The organism is Hyphomonas sediminis, from assembly GCF_019679475.1.
Lineage (GTDB): Bacteria > Pseudomonadota > Alphaproteobacteria > Caulobacterales > Hyphomonadaceae > Hyphomonas > Hyphomonas sediminis.
Genome location: NZ_JAIEZP010000001.1, coordinates 1,204,095 through 1,219,082 on the forward strand (window position 1 = coordinate 1,204,095; position 14,988 = coordinate 1,219,082).

Below are 14,988 nucleotides of genomic sequence, written 5' to 3' on the forward strand. Positions count from 1 at the left end.
TCATCGAAAAACGATAATTTCGGCTTTTGACGAAGAAGCAGGATTTATCGCAAGCCGATAATCCTGGAATCGGGGATTTCCCGGCCAAGCGTGCCGTGTTCCGCATTGCGTGCAGACCGGGTGGCGCTCAGGAAATCCTGATTTGAGGCGCCGCTCCGAGATCAAAGCTCAGCTGCAAAGGGTCTGGCGCCTTTTCAGGGCGCGGTTTGGCCAGCGGGCGCCGTTGTCCCCGCGTGGGAATACCAGCGGCCTTGCCGCCATGGCGTGCATCGATTCCAGCGGCGCGGGTGGCATGCCTCGTCTTGCGGCGCAGGGCGAAGATGCGGCTGCGCGCCTCTTCCGCCGCGGCGAGATGGTCAACAATTCGCATCGGATAAGTCTGGCCGAGAACAATGCCCGCGCGCGCGCGGACCGAAGCCGGCGCGTCCCATGGCGCATGGATCCATTCCGTCGGCATTCCTGCCAGCTCCGGCAGCCAGCGCCGGATGAAAGCGCCTTCGGGGTCCTGATCTCTGGACTGCTTCACCGGATTACAGATGTGCGGCGTGTTGGTGTCTGTGGTAGCCGCTTGCATCTGAGCCTGCGGATAATGGATGCCGGGCTCGAAATCCGTAAAGAGCGCGGCCAGCCGTTCGGCGGGACGTTTCCAGTCGAGCCAAAGATGATGGCTCGCGAACGCCATCATCATCGCCCGCATCTGGAAGTTCAGCCAGCCGGTCGCCTTGAGGGAGCGCATGCACGCGTCAAGGAATGGGAAGCCGGTGCGCCCCTCGATCCACGCCGTCAGACGTGGGTCATCTGCTTCCGGCACGGGCTGGAGACCGTCATAAGTCGGGCGCAGGTTACGGTTTTCAATCAGGGTTTGGTCTTCAAGTTTCTGAATGAAGTGACAGTGCCACTGCAGACGTGCGGTGAAGCTTCCGATTGAGACGGCAAACTCGCGATCACCTGCGGAGGTGTGAGCATCCTGCGCACGCCGCGCCGCCTGCCATGCTTCCCTTATTGAGACTGTACCAAAGGCAAGATGTGGCGAGAGCCGCGAACATGCGTCTACTGCTGTCAGCGGGCTAGACATATCGCGTTGATAAGTGCGGCCTCTGCATTCCAGGAAGCTGCGCAAACATTCAACGCCATGCGAGCGGCCGCCCATTTGCCGGTCCGGGCAGTCGTCCTGTCCAAGGCCGAAGTCCTGGGGAAGGGGGGAGTCTTCGGAAGCAATACCCGCAGAAATCAGACTGTCCGGTGCAGTAATCCGTGGGCGGCGCATCATGGATTCCCAATCGTCAGCCCAGCCTTCGCGGTGTGGCCGGCCCCGCTGGACGCCATGTTGAGCCTGTTCCCGGAACGAAATACCGGCATTGCGGGCCCAGCGCCGAACAGATTTGTCCCGGTCGAAGGTCCATTGCAGCCCGGTTTCCTCATGCACGTGAATGGCAGCGATCCCATGCTTGCGATGGATGTCTGAGAACACATCAATTGCATTGCCGGTGCGCACGACCAACTGTGCGCCGCGCGCCTGGAGCGCTGCGTCCAGTTCTTCGAGTGCTTCCTTGATAAAGTCGAATTGCCGGCGCGAGTGTTCCGGCAGCGCCCAGTATCCCGGCTCAAAGATATAAAGCGGCAAAACGGGCGCACCGCTCGCCGCAGCGGCGGCAAGCGCGGCGTGATCGTGAACACGCAGATCTCGTTTAAACCAGATGACATGCACACCAGACATAGAACAAATATGGAACAAAAGTTCGCTTCCCGCAAGAGGTGAAGTGTTTGCATGGCCGCGCATCGTTGAGGGGGATGGCTTTGCGGCGGTGCGTTCGATGCAACGGCCCGAACAGTTCGTTGCGATAGTGAAACGAGTGTGATTTAAGGTTTAAAGGTTGATGGGCATGTTCCGGGAGATGGGGGATGGCGGCAGACGGAGAGTCGGCCAGGCAATTGTTGTTGCCTCTGCTAGGGGGCGGTATTCGGGAGCCCGCGCCAGACGAGCGCCAAGCAAGTCTTGCAGCTTTTGCGCTGGCGGAACATCAACCCAGGGATTCAGCAATCCGGACCCTGACGAAGGGGCAGACAGTGGTTTTGTCGATAGGCGCCATCCTGCTTGTTGTCGCCTTGCTGCTGCTTCCAGGTACCTTGTTTCAGATTGCAGCTAGCGCTGTCTTCAGCGTGTTCGCTGCTGCGTTGGTGTTTCGCGCCGCAATATACATCTGGGGCGCACATGTGGTGGAGGGGCGGCCTGTCTCCGCGTCTGTTGTAAACGACGAAGAATCGGTTTCCTGGCCCGTCTACACCTTGCTGATTGCTCTGAAAGACGAAGCTCAGACTGCGGCGCAATTGGCCCGCGCGATCTGTCGGCTCGATTATCCTCGCGACAGGCTGGACGTAAAGCTTCTCATCGAAACTGGAGATGAAGCGACCCGTGAAGCGCTTCGAATGCAGGATTGGCCCAGAGGGACAGAGCTTCTTGTGGTGCCGCCAGGAATGCCACGGACAAAGCCGCGCGCGCTGAACTATGGCCTGCTGGCCGCCAAAGGTGAATTTGTTGTCGTCTACGATGCTGAAGATAAGCCGAGCCCGGATCAATTGAAGGCGGCGGTCAGGGCTTTCCGGTCCGGTGGACCATCGCTTGCCTGCGTGCAGGCGCCCTTGGTAGGTGCGGGTGACAGAGGCTGGATCGCCGGGCAATGGGCCCTGGAGTACGCTGTGCAGTTTGGCCGACTTCTTCCTGGGCTCGCTGCATTGGGTATGCCGATACTGCTCGGGGGAACCAGCAATCATTTCCGCCGATCTAGGCTCGAAGCTGCCGGTGGATGGGATGCTTGGAATGTAACGGAAGATGCTGACCTCGGCCTGCGCTTGGCGCGGCGCGGTAACTCTGTTGGTGTAATTGCGCCGCCAACGTTCGAGGCGCCGCCGGAGCAGCCGATGATTTGGCTGTCGCAGCGGTCCAGGTGGCTCAAGGGCTTCCTTCAGACCTGGCTAGTAGCCATGCGTCAGCCCATTCGCGCAGTCCGGGAAATGGGCGCGATTAATTTCCTCGCGCTTCAATTGACGCTTGGCGCCTCCATCCTGTCTGCTCTGGTGCATGGGCCATGGGCCATCTGGTTGCTTCTGGCGTTTGTGCTGCCGGGGGTAGCTGTCGCCCCTTTCTATCTGGCTTTTGCAGGCATCGCTTACCTGTCAGGTCTGCTGATGGCGCTGCTCGCGCCAGGACGTAAGGACTTGCGGCGCCTGCTTCTGGTCCTCACATTGCCCGCCTACTGGCCGCTTCAGTCGATTGCCATGATACGGGCAATTTATGGGCTGATCCGGCGTCCCCACTATTGGGCAAAGACGCCCCATCCCGGCGACCTGGCGCCGGTTTGTCCTGGCGGCTCTGCACGCGACACGCGATTCAGCTCGCCTGCCTGTTGAGTTGTTCCGAAGTCGAAACGTTCCGTCTGTGTTCGCCAGTGAAACCGGAGGCGGCGCTTTGCTCAAACTCTGACGCCGCGTGAATGCTTGGCGACGGCAGGGGAGAGGCCTAGGGTGACCTAGAGACATATATGCCCCAGGGAGCACTGACATGGCTTATGACAATGCCGAGCAGCTTGAAGAGTTTCGCCTAGCGGCGCGCAAGTGGCTTGAAGAGAACTGCCCGCCCTCCATGCGTACACCGATGCTGGATGATGAGATTGTCTGGGGTGGCCGCAACGCAACCTTCAAGAACCCCGATTCCAAGGTCTGGCTCGATCGTATGGGCGAAAAAGGCTGGACCGCGCCGGAATGGCCCAAGGAATATGGCGGCGGAGGGCTCTCCCGCGGCGAAGCACGCGTGCTTGAGCAGGAGATGCGCCGTATCAAAGCGCGCCCGCCTCTCTTTTCATTCGGCCTCTGGATGTTCGGCCCGGCGCTGCTCGAGTTTGGTAATTACGAACAGAAGCTACGCTTCATCCCGGACATCGTGAAGGGCAAGATCCGCTGGTGTCAGGGCTATTCCGAGCCGGGCGCAGGTTCCGACCTTGCAGACCTGCAGACGCGCTGCGAAGACAAGGGCGACCACTATCTGATCAATGGCCAAAAGGTTTGGACCTCTTACGCCGACAAAGCCGATTGGATCTTCTGTCTCGTGCGCACCGATACGAGCGTGAAGCATGAAGGCATCAGCTTCATCCTGTTCGACATGAAGAGCCCCGGCGTGGAAGCGCGTCCGATCCAGCTGATTTCTGGTGAAAGTCCTTTCTGCGAAACCTTCTTCACGGACGTGAAGGTTCCCAAGGACCAGCTGGTCGGCCGGCTGAATGGCGGCTGGGATATCGCCAAGCGACTTCTGCAATTTGAGCGCTCGTCCATTTCGGCCGGCGGCTTCGGCGGCACCGGCGGCTCCGGTATTCTCGGGCCGGAAGACTATGCAAAGCAACACGTGGGCACTGACGAAGCCGGTCGCATTGCCGATGGTGACATGCGAGGCCGCATTACCGATCACAAGATGTATGTGAAGGCTTTCTCGCTGACGGTTCAGCGTCAGGCCGAGCAGGCGAAAGCCGGTCAGGCGGTTGGCCACACCGCATCCATCCTGAAATACGCCGCCGCCAAGATGAACCAGGACCGTCACGAGCTTCTGATTGAATCGCTCGGAACAGAAGGTCTCGGTTGGGAAGGCGAGGGCTTTGACCGGGGCGCGAAGAAGGCGACCCGCCAATGGCTTCGCTCGAAGGGCAACTCGATCGAAGGCGGAACTTCGGAGATCAACCTCAATGTCGTCGCCAAGCGCGTGCTTGGCCTGAAAGAGCATCAGTAAGCGCCGGAAACGGCCGCTTCGCCCCTACGACCACACAGATTTGAATAAGGTGTCAGAGTAATGAGCTTTGTGCTGACTGAAGACCAGGAAATGCTGCGTGAAACCGCTACGGCTTTTGCGCGTGATGAACTCTCTATCGCCCACCTTCGCGCGATGCGCGATGCAGGTGCCAACGGCAAGGATTCTGCCACCCGCCAAAAGCTTGCTGAGCTTGGTTTCTTTGGCGTGATCATTCCCGATGAGCCGGGCGCAGAAACTTTCGGGATGGCAGGACTTGGCCAGATCCTGGAAGCACAGGGGCGTACTGTCGCGGCGACGCCGCTTCTGCAAACGGCGCTGATCGCCGCGTCCACGCTCCAACTGGGTGGCTCGGCTGCGCAGCAGGCAGCATGGCTTCCGAAAATTGCCGCCGGCGAAAAAACCTTTGCACTCGCGCTCGACGAGTCGGCGCACTTCTCGCCGTACAACGTTTCGACCGAGGCAGAGCGCAACGGCCAAGGCTACACGATCAACGGCCTCAAGAAATACGTGCCGGATGCCCATCACGCAGACATGCTGATCGTCGTCGCGCGCACTTTTGGTGAGGCGGGGGATCGTCACGGGCTGAGCCTCTTCCTCGTGCCCGCAGATGCAAAAGGCGTCTCCATTGCGGAACTCAAGACCGTCGACAGTCACGGCGCCGCGCATGTTACATTCGATGGCGTCAATGTTCCGGAAAGCGCGCTGATCGGCCCCGCGGACGAAGGCGCCGATATTCTCGATCCGGTGCTCGACCGGGCCGCCATCGGCCTCGCCGCCGAAATGCTCGGTTCCTCTCAGGCCGCATTCGACATGACGCTGGAATACCTCAACACCCGCAAACAGTTCGGCCAGCTGATCGGCTCGTTCCAATCGTTGCAGCACCGCGCCGCGAAGATGTTTGTCGATCTGGAGATGACACGCTCGTGCGTCATGGCGGCGCTTTCTGCCGTAGACGAGGGCAAGGCCGATATTGCCGAGCTTGCCAGCCTTGCCAAGGCGCGCGCAGGTGAGCTGGTTCACCTTGTCTCCAACGAGTGCGTGCAGATGCATGGCGGCATTGGCATGACCGATGCTGCAGAACCGGGCTTCTACATGAAGCGCGCCCGCGTGCAGGAAGCCCTTTATGGCTCGGCGAGCTGGCACCGCGACCGTTATGCCCGTCTTGGCGGCTACTGATCGATTAGCTGATTGACATAGAATAAAAAGCCGCCGCTCCGGTTCTCGGGGCGGCGGCTTTTATTTGGCCTTCAAGTCTGAAATCAGGCGCTCTTGAGAGCAGCAGCTTTTTTCAGTTCCTTGGCGATGAGGTAGTAGACAACCGGGCGGTGCTTGGCGCGCACGCTGCGGCCATACTTCTCGATGGCGCCCTTGATGGCGGCGTCGGCTTTGGCTTCATCGGTGACGCCAAGGCGCTTGGCGATGAAATTCATCTTTACACGCGCAAGCTCTTCTTTGTCGGAAGCGGCAACGGTTGCCGAGTCAGCTTTATAGATTGCTGGGCCGCACGCTTTCACGCAAGCATCGAGAAGGGCAAGGTCCGGGCGGGTTTCGCCGACTTTTTCCTTCAGGTCTGCAACGTACTTCTCAACGAGCACTTCTTTGGCGCTGGGCGCCTTGGTGGTGGCTTTTGCCATTTTTGATTTCCTTCCTTGGTCCACTCCAGCGCAGAAAGGCGAAGCGGATAGTGCCATAGGGATTGCGAAGGAGGCCTGATGCCTCAACGGCATGTAGACCTCGCTTCGCAAGAAGGATCAAGAAGAAATGCACAGGCTGTGCATTTCTGTCTCAAGCGTCAGTGTAAGGATTATTATTTCCCGAGCGCGTAAATCATGCAGACGCTGGCGGAAATTTGCTGCGGTTTGTCATCAGAGGGCAGATTGAGGGTATCGATATCAGCCTGTGTGATGGTTATCTGGCGACCGCCGACCATACCGGCAGCAACTGGTGCTGGCGGTGGAGGTGGGGATGGTGGAGCCATGGCGGCTGGAGCGGAGCGGTAATAATCGTAGTCGCTGCCAGCCATGGAAGACCACTGGCCGAGGCAGGGACCGGTACCCTCTTGAACCACCATCAGCTTTCCGATGACTGCGCCGCTCGCTTCAGCCGTTGCTTTTGCGCGCGCCGTCCCATCTTCGACTGCGGCTTCATAGGCGGCGCGGTTCATATCCGTCGTGCGTTCAAGATAGGTGGAAAGGCCGGTAGAGTTTTCCGGCGCAAGAGCAAGTGCGCCCGCGCGCGCAGCGCCTGCCTTGGAAACCTGGTCCACAACGATGCTCAAGGAGACGCGCGCTTCATATGCGCGGATCTTGTCGGAGCGCTCATTGTCGATCCGGTTGCCGTCCTTGTCTTTGTATTGCTCGTAAAGCGCTGTGACGTTGACGGAAGATTGGATGCGCGCGCTTTCACCTGCCGTCTTCTTGATCGTGTCATAGGCGAGGCGCCCACGCTCCACTGCCAGCTGCATCGCTTTCTTTGAATCCTTGTCCGTCTCCAGATAGGTCACGGAGAAGGAGGCGCGGTTCGGAGCGACTTCCATATTCGCCCGGCCGAGCACTTCGATGACCGGAACGCGCGTCCAGTAGGGCGTAACGAAAGCTTCGTTCTGAAAGTCAGGTACGCTCTGCGCTGCTGCCGGAAGGGCGAGGCAGAGGGCTACTAGGCTGCTGGCTAGGCGGTGCATGTTTGTCCCCTTGAAGGTCTGGATGTGAAAACGGCCCGCAGCGTTGCTGCAGGCCGTTAGAACTATCCGTCGCTTAATGTGGCGGCACAATGACCGGATTAGTCCCCTTTTTCGTTCGCTTCCGACTGGAGCAGCGTATAGCGCTCGATGCCGATGCGTTCGATCAGGGCGAATTGGGTTTCGAGATAATCGACGTGCTCTTCCTCATTGTGGAGGATCTTGAAGAACAGGTCGCGGCTGCCATAATCGCGAACTTCTTCGCAATACTGGATCGCGTCACGCAGCAGCGGAATGGCGATGTTCTCAAGCTTCAGGTCGCATTCGAGGATTTCCTGAACGCTCTCGCCGATGTGCAGCTTGCCCAGGTCCTGAAGGTTGGGAAGTCCGCCCAGGAACAGGATGCGTTCGATCAGCCAGTCAGCGTGATGCATCTCCTCGATCGACTCTTCATGCTCTTTCTTGCCGAGCTTGGAGACGCCCCAGTCGTTGAGGATGCGGGAGTGCAGGAAATACTGGTTGATCGCGGTCAGCTCGTTCTTGAGGGCCTGGTTCAGGAAGTCGATGACCTTTTTGTCGCCTCTCATTGGAAAGCTCCTGTGCAATGGAATTAGGTGAATCTACATAGCCGTATAAGCGACGATTCCATGCGGATCAAACAAAAAATCCAATAAAATCAATTGAGTATGATAGTGAGACACAGTTGCAATGGGGGTAGTCCTGCTCCGCGCGGGCGCTGGGAGCATGCAAGCTGTTGAGTTTTCAGGAAGAATGCCGGTGGCTTATTCAGCCGCCAGCAGCGGAGCGGTGCCTGCCGCTGCATCCATCTTTTCGGAAATGATCTCGCCGATGGCGGTCGAGCATTTGCCGCAATTGAATTTGCATCCGTGGTGAGCCTGCACGGCCCGCGGGCTGCGTGCGCCGCCATCGACGGCTTCGCGGACACCCCGGCAGTTGATGCGATTACAGACGCAAATGATCATGAGAACCATTTGCATCAATTGAGAATGAGTGTCAATCGGAGTTTTGCGCTGGCCCTGCTCATTCGGCAGCGGGCGCATCCCAGCCAAAAACGTCTTCGATTCCAAGGCCGAATACCCGTGCGATCCGGAACGCGCTTTCCAGAGAAGGGGAGTATTTTCCAAGCTCGATCGCAATCACTGTCTGCCGGGTGACGCCAATGGAGTCGGCGAGTGCTGCCTGGCTCATATTGCCATGGGATTCGCGCAACTCGCGGATGCGATTGGAAATTGGGGGTGCCTTTGCCATCGGTCAGACGCCGCGCCGGTAAAGAATGATCTGGAACACATATTCGGCAATTTGCGAAACCATCAGGCCGGCAAATACCAGGTGGAACAGCATGTTTCCATCGCCATCGACCGAGAAGTTGAGGAGGGCGCCAAACGCCGCAAAGGCGAGCATGTAGCCTGACCAGTGGCCGGCCTTGTCCTGAATTTGCCGCTCCCGTTCGTCGGCGGGAGCTTCGGCTTCCCGGGCAGATGAAGCGGCCAGTGCAGACATCAGGATGATGGACCCGATGATGATCAGCACAACATAAGCGATCACGAAGCCGATGATTGGCGGCGCTGTTTCCCCCAGCGCGCGGGATAGGCTCACCACCTTGTCGAAGTAAAAGATACCGCCTGCCGTCAGCAGGGTGGCCATCGCCCATGCGGTTTTTTCACGGAATGGCATCTCACGGATGGATGTGAACAGGGACAAAGCGTTCTCCAGTCATGTCAAAAATTCTATACACCAGCGGATAGTCTAATATTTTTGACATGTCAAACATGTTTTACAAATCATGGTGCATTGCCTTGACGCTTTCCGGCGTGGCCTCTAGGTCCGGCCAACCAATAATCTCCAATGACTGATGATCCGATGACCGACCTGTCCACTCTCGCCCAATCTGCCAAGGCCTGGCCTTTCGAGCTTGCCCGCGCGCTGGAAAAGCGCGTTGAGGATCAGATGAAGGGCGGCCAGCGCAAGGCCGACGATCCGGTCATCTTCGAAACCGGCTATGGTCCATCGGGCCTGCCGCACATCGGCACATTCGGCGAAGTCGTTCGCACCACCATGGTGCGCCATGCTTTTGAAGTGCTGACAGCTGGAAAATACACCACCCGCCTGATCTGCGTATCTGACGATATGGACGGTATGCGGAAGGTGCCTGACACGGTGCCCAACCCCAAATCGCTGGAAGAATATCTGCAGAAGCCGCTGACGTCAGTGCCCGATCCGTTCGGTACACACGCTTCCTACGGCGCACATATGAACTCACGCCTGTGCGCCTTCCTTGATCAATTCGGTTTTCAGTACGAGTTTCTCTCGGCCACCGATTGCTACAAGTCCGGCCGGTTCGATGCGATGCTGCTGCGCGCGGCGGAGAAGTATCAGGACATCATGGATGTCATGCTGCCGACGCTTGGAGACGAGCGCCGCGCCACCTATTCGCCCTTCCTGCCGATCAGCCCCAGCACGGGCCGCGTCCTCTATGTGCCGATGAAGCATGTCGATGCGGCGCGCGGCGAGATCACCTTTGCGGACGAAGACGGCCGCGATGTGACGCTTCCCGTCACTGGCGGCGCTGTGAAGATGCAGTGGAAGCCTGATTTCGGGATGCGCTGGGCCGCGCTCGGCGTGGACTTTGAAATGTTCGGTAAGGACCATCAGGCCAACGCCCCGATCTATTCCAAGATCGCGCGCATCCTCGGCGCGCGTCCGCCCGAACAGTATGTCTACGAACTGTTCCTGGATGAAAAAGGCGAGAAGATCTCGAAAACCAAGGGCAACGGCATCTCGGTCGAGCAATGGCTCACCTACGCGCCGGACGAGAGCCTCGCGCTCTTCCAGTTCCAGAAACCGCGCGTTGCCAAGAAGCTCTATTTCGATGTCATCCCCAAAGCGGTCGACGAATACCTGACCTTCCTGGAAAAATATCCGCAGGAGGCTCCCGCCGCGCAACTTGAAAATCCTGTCTGGCACATCCATTCCGGCCAGCCGCCGCAATGGTCGAGCCCGGTCAGCTTTGCGCTGCTGATGAACCTCGTGGCCGTGGCAAACCCGACGGACGTGTCCCAGCTCTGGGCCTATATCACGCGCTACGCGCCGGAAGCGTCGCCGGAGAGCCATCCGCTCCTGAACGATCTCGCCGGATACGCCATGCGGTACTATCGCGACTTCGTTCTGCCGGCGAAAACCTTCCGTGCGCCGAGCGAGCAGGAGCGCGCCGCGATGGTGGATCTCTCCTCCCGCCTCAGGGCGTTCAGCGACGAGCCGACCGGAGAGAACCTGCAGACGCTGACTTTCAGCGTCGGCAAGGATCACGGCTTCGAAAATCTCCGCGAGTGGTTCAAGGCGCTCTATGAAGTGCTGCTGGGGCAGGAGCAGGGGCCGCGTTTCGGCAGCTTTGCAGCGCTCTATGGCGTGGCCGATACCGCAACGCTGATCGACGAAGCGCTCGCGCGCGACTGAGCTCGTAAGCAGACGGTAACGCAAATCAGGGCTTAAAGGGGGCTTCCAGAGGAGGCTTCCCCATGCGCACGTTCATTCTCGCCGCGACTGTCCTGGTCTTGCCGCTGACAGGCTGCGTGGCGACCAAGATCGTCACAGTCCCGGTAAGCCTGGCGGGCGACGCGCTTGAGGGCGCTGCCAAAGGCGTTGTGTTCGTTGGGGGAACCGCTGTGCGGGTCACCGGCGACGCGCTGGACGGCCCTGATGAAATGGTCCGGCTCGAAGTCACCTACAAGAAGGGCAAGGGCACGCGCACCGAAACACGCGAAGTCAAAGCCAAGCATGTCGAGCGCGAAATCGAGAAGATGAGCAAGAAGGGCAAGGTCGTCGACGTGGAAGTCTCGCCGCTCCACTAGACCTAAAAACGATCACACCCAGCCTGCTTGCGCGGGCCGGGTGTGATTTTTCCCTGAGCGGGCGAGCAGCCGGTAAGCGGCCAGGCTACTCAGCAGCGGCGATAAGAGAGACCTTTGCTTTCGGCAGTTTGCCGGTGGGCCAGCCGGCCCAGAGTTCTGTTTCGCGGGCGGCGGCCTTTTCGACGGCGGCTTCCTTCACATGGCCAAAGCCGCGGATTTCGTCCGGCACGCGGGCGATCTCGACGGCCAGCGTGTGGTTTCCGGTCGTCAACTCGGATGCAATGCGGCGCATGTTGGCGAGATAGGTGTCGCGCAGGCCGCGCTCCATCTTGCGCTCTTCGGTGCGGCCGAAAATATCGAGCTTTGTGCCGCGAAGGCCCTTGAGCTTGGCAAGCACGCGGAAGCCGGTGAACATCCAGGCGCCGAAATGCTTCTTCTCCAGATGGCCGTGCACATCTTTCTTCGCGATGATCGGCGGGGCGAGCCAGAAGCGGAGCTTGCCGCCCTTGAACTGGCTGGCGAGCTGCTTGGCGAACTTCCCGTCCGTATAGAGGCGGGCGACTTCATACTCATCCTTGTAGGCCATCAGCTTGTAGGCATAGGTGGCCACGGCGCGCGTCAGGTTCTCGCCGAGTCCGGCAGCTGTTTCGGCCGCGCGCACTTCGCTGACGATTGCGCGGTATTGATCGGCATAGGCGGCGTTCTGATAGGCCACGAGGCGCGTTGTACGATCCTCGATCAGCTCATTCAGGGATTTCTGCTCCACATGGCCGCGGGGATCGTGCTGGGGCGCCAGGCGCTCCGGCGCGGCGGCGGCAAGGCGGCCAATATTGAACGCGGACATATTGTCTTCGACCTTCGTGCCGTTCAGCCGGATTGCGCGGTAAAGCCCGCGCAGGCTGACAGGCACTTTGCCTTTCTGCCAGCTGTAACCCACCATGATCATGTTGGTGTAGATCGCGTCGTGCAGATAGCCGACCGCGAGGGCTTCCGCGTCGAATGCGCCAAACTCAGCCGACTGGCGTTTCACCCGCGCGGAGAGAAGATCGCTCTCGAAGCGCTTCGACCGGTTGCGGATGAATTCCGAAGTCGGCGTCACGTCAGAATTCGCGTAGGCCGCGGTGCGCTGCGGGTCCATCAGGTTCAGCGCGTCGCCGGCAGCGGCCACGACAAGATCGCAACCGATGATCAGGTCTGCGCTGGCCGGCGGCACGCGGCCGGTGGAGATCATTTCCGGCTCGCGCGCAAAGCGCACATGGCTGAGCACCGGGCCACCTTTCTGGGCAAGGCCGGTCATGTCCAGCGTGCAGGCGGCATTGCCATCCACATGCGCGGCCATGGCCAGCACGGCGGCAACCGTGGTCACGCCCGTTCCGCCAACGCCCGTAAAGAGGACGTTCCAGGGCTGGGCGAGGCTCGGCGTTTCAGGCAGAGGCAGGCCATCTGCATCGAAAGTCAGGCGCGGCTGGTCTTCCCAGGCGGGCTCGCCATCCTGAATGGTCATGAAGCTCGGGCAGAAGCCCTTGAGACAGGAAAGATCGGTGTTGCAGCTTGACTGGTTGATCCGGCGCTTGCGGCCAAGATCTGTTTCCACCGGCTCGACCGAGAGGCAGTTCGATTTCACTGAGCAGTCACCACAGCCCTCGCAGACTTCGGTGTTGATGATGGTGCGCACGCGGTCCGGCTTGATCATGCCGCGCTTGGAGCGGCGGCGCTTTTCCGTCGCGCACATCTGGTCATAGATGATGACCGACACGCCGGGCGTTTCGCGCAGTTCCATCTGCACGTCTTCAAGGTCGTCGCGGTGATAGATCTTCACGCTGCGGGGCAGGCCGCGCACAGCGGCATAGCGTGTGGGGTCTTCCGTCACGATACGGATGGTGCGGACGCCTTCGGCCTCCACCTGCTGGGCGATCTGCGCAGGCGTTTGGCCAGATTCCACATGCTGACCGCCAGTCATGGCCACGGCGTCGTTGTAGAGGATCTTGTAGGTCATGTTGGCGCCGGAGGTGACGGCGGCGCGAATGGCGAGGGAGCCGGAATGGGAATAGGTGCCATCGCCAAGATTGACGAAGACATGTTTCTCATCGGTCGCCCAGTGCTGGCCAACCCAGGCAATGCCTTCGCCGCCCATCTGGCTGGTCATGTCGGTTTTCCGGTCCGGCATGAAGTTCGCCATGTAATGGCAACCAATGCCGGCCAGCGCGCGGGAACCGTCGGGCACGTTGGTGGACGTATTGTGGGGGCAGCCCGAGCAGAAGTGAGGAGAGCGCACGGTCGGGGAGGCGTTGGTGCGCGCGGCTTCGCTCGCGCTGCCCACACGGTTAAAGTAGGCCTCCGCGCGGGAGGTGTCCCAGCCTGACGGGACGATCCGCATCAGGGCGTTGGCGATTTCCGGAATGCTAAGGGAGGCAATATCCGAGAGAAGAGGGAGGCCCTCCGCGTCAAACTTGCCTTCGATGATGGGTCGGCGGCTTTCGGGCAGATCGTAGAGGGCGGCTTTGAGCTGCGCTTCGATCAGCGGGCGTTTGTGTTCGATCACTACGACCCGCTCAAGGCCCGCGCAGAACTCACGGATGCCTTGCGGCTCCAGTGGCCAGGGCATGGCCACCTTGTAGATGCTGAGGCCAAGGCGGCCTGCGTCTTCCGCAGAGAGGCCAATGGCCGCGAGCGCTTCGAACACGTCCCGCGCGGCCTGACCTGTGACGATCACGCCGATGCGTGGATTGGGTGATGGCAGGATGACATGATCCAGGCGATTGGCACGGACATAAGCCTGGGCGGCGGGCAGCTTGATCTGGCGCAGGCGCGCTTCCTTGCTGAGGGGGATGTCGCCCCGGCGCATATGAACACCGGCTTCTGGCAGCTGGAAACTTGGTTTCTGGATGGAGAGGCGGCTCAACGTCACGTCAACGACGGAGCCGGAGTCCATCGTGTCGGCGAGGGCCGTGAGGCCGACCCACGCGCCGGAGAAGCGGCTCATTTCCCAGCCATGGATGCCATAGTCCAGCACGTCCTGGATGGAGGCGGGATTGAGGACCGGGATTTCGGCGTCTGCCATCGCATATTCCGATTGCGAGGGCAGGGTGGAGGATTTGCAGTTGTGGTCATCGCCGACGACGGCGAGGACGCCGCCCAGGGGCGAGGTGCCGGCGGCGTTGGCGTGCTTGAACACGTCGCCTGTGCGGTCAACGCCGGGCGCCTTGCCGTACCAGATGCCGAACAGGCCATCGAGGCGGGCGCCGGGGAACAGGCCGAGTTGCTGGGAACCCCAAACGGCGGTGGCGCCGAGGTCTTCGTTGAGGCCTTCCCAGAATTTGATGTCGTGGGCGTCCAGCAGTTTCTGGATGGCCCGCAGCTGCTGGTCGTAGCCACCCAGCGGAGAGCCGCGATAACCCGAGATGAATCCGCCTGTCTTGTGGCCCGCAGCGGCATCGAGACGCTTGCGATCAAGCGGCAGGCGAACGAGCGCCTGGATGCCGGTCATATAAGCCTTGCCCTCGACAAGTTCGTATTTGTCGTCCAGCGTAACTTCACGATGTTTCATGGCAGACGAGTCCTTTGGGCGCCTGCGGCATATTATTGGGAAAATCGAACGAAATTGCTTGCCTATCTTGCGAGAGTTTTGTTATTTCCGGGAATATTAT

The 14,988-nt window shown here is 60.0% G+C and carries 13 protein-coding genes; 5 read left to right on the top strand and 8 right to left on the bottom strand.

The genetic code is table 11. From position 1 onward, the window contains the following. Nucleotides 1-127: 127 nt before the first annotated feature. The gene (locus tag K1X12_RS06175; RefSeq protein WP_220986745.1) at nucleotides 128-1,735 is read right to left on the bottom strand and encodes an FAD-binding domain-containing protein; all 1,608 of its coding nucleotides are present in this window, start codon (nucleotides 1,733-1,735) and stop codon (nucleotides 128-130) included. Between the two features lie 332 nt (nucleotides 1,736-2,067). On the opposite strand from K1X12_RS06175, the gene K1X12_RS06180 reads away from it, so the two are divergent. The 3 genes from K1X12_RS06180 (at nucleotide 2,068) to K1X12_RS06190 (ending at nucleotide 5,971) form a co-directional block, all read left to right on the top strand. Next, nucleotides 2,068-3,408 (top strand): glycosyltransferase family 2 protein, encoded by a 1,341-nt coding sequence (locus K1X12_RS06180; protein WP_220986746.1) that lies wholly within the window; start codon nucleotides 2,068-2,070, stop codon nucleotides 3,406-3,408. Nucleotides 3,409-3,559: 151 nt separating this feature from the next. Continuing rightward, nucleotides 3,560-4,774: an acyl-CoA dehydrogenase family protein gene (locus tag K1X12_RS06185; RefSeq protein WP_220986747.1), complete on the top strand. Its 1,215-nt coding sequence runs from the start codon at nucleotides 3,560-3,562 to the stop codon at nucleotides 4,772-4,774. Between the two features lie 60 nt (nucleotides 4,775-4,834). Continuing rightward, complete coding sequence (locus tag K1X12_RS06190) at nucleotides 4,835-5,971, top strand: acyl-CoA dehydrogenase family protein (RefSeq protein WP_220986748.1); 1,137 nt, start codon at nucleotides 4,835-4,837, stop codon at nucleotides 5,969-5,971. An 83-nt stretch (nucleotides 5,972-6,054) separates the two neighbouring features. Here K1X12_RS06190 and K1X12_RS06195 read toward each other — a convergent pair whose 3' ends face one another. The 6 genes from K1X12_RS06195 to K1X12_RS06220 all read right to left on the bottom strand — a co-directional run bounded on the left by K1X12_RS06195 (nucleotide 6,055) and on the right by K1X12_RS06220 (nucleotide 9,194). Next, complete coding sequence (locus K1X12_RS06195) at nucleotides 6,055-6,429, bottom strand: DUF2853 family protein (RefSeq protein WP_220986749.1); 375 nt, start codon at nucleotides 6,427-6,429, stop codon at nucleotides 6,055-6,057. Between the two features lie 173 nt (nucleotides 6,430-6,602). Then, complete coding sequence (locus K1X12_RS06200; protein ID WP_220986750.1) at nucleotides 6,603-7,475, bottom strand: SIMPL domain-containing protein; 873 nt, start codon at nucleotides 7,473-7,475, stop codon at nucleotides 6,603-6,605. 98 nt (nucleotides 7,476-7,573) lie between these two features. After that, entirely contained in the window at nucleotides 7,574-8,059 is a 486-nt protein-coding gene (gene bfr / locus K1X12_RS06205) for a bacterioferritin (RefSeq protein WP_220986751.1), read from the bottom strand. Nucleotides 8,060-8,254: 195 nt separating this feature from the next. Beyond that, nucleotides 8,255-8,455 (bottom strand): (2Fe-2S)-binding protein, encoded by a 201-nt coding sequence (locus K1X12_RS06210; protein ID WP_220986752.1) that lies wholly within the window; start codon nucleotides 8,453-8,455, stop codon nucleotides 8,255-8,257. A 58-nt stretch (nucleotides 8,456-8,513) separates the two neighbouring features. Then, nucleotides 8,514-8,741, bottom strand: a complete 228-nt coding sequence (locus K1X12_RS06215; RefSeq protein WP_220986753.1) for a helix-turn-helix transcriptional regulator — start codon at nucleotides 8,739-8,741, stop codon at nucleotides 8,514-8,516. A 3-nt stretch (nucleotides 8,742-8,744) separates the two neighbouring features. Continuing rightward, the gene (locus K1X12_RS06220; RefSeq protein ID WP_220986754.1) at nucleotides 8,745-9,194 is read right to left on the bottom strand and encodes a hypothetical protein; all 450 of its coding nucleotides are present in this window, start codon (nucleotides 9,192-9,194) and stop codon (nucleotides 8,745-8,747) included. A 159-nt stretch (nucleotides 9,195-9,353) separates the two neighbouring features. On the opposite strand from K1X12_RS06220, the gene K1X12_RS06225 reads away from it, so the two are divergent. Next, a complete protein-coding gene (locus tag K1X12_RS06225; RefSeq protein WP_220988811.1) occupies nucleotides 9,354-10,946 on the top strand; it encodes a lysine--tRNA ligase in 1,593 nt (530 codons plus the stop codon). A gap of 62 nt (nucleotides 10,947-11,008) precedes the next feature. Further along, on the top strand, nucleotides 11,009-11,341 hold the full coding sequence (locus K1X12_RS06230; RefSeq protein WP_220986755.1) for a DUF6726 family protein: 333 nt from the start codon (nucleotides 11,009-11,011) through the stop codon (nucleotides 11,339-11,341). A gap of 85 nt (nucleotides 11,342-11,426) precedes the next feature. On the opposite strand, the gene K1X12_RS06235 is transcribed toward K1X12_RS06230, so the two are convergent. Then, nucleotides 11,427-14,888, bottom strand: a complete 3,462-nt coding sequence (locus K1X12_RS06235) for an indolepyruvate ferredoxin oxidoreductase family protein (RefSeq protein ID WP_220986756.1) — start codon at nucleotides 14,886-14,888, stop codon at nucleotides 11,427-11,429. Nucleotides 14,889-14,988 lie beyond the last annotated feature (100 nt).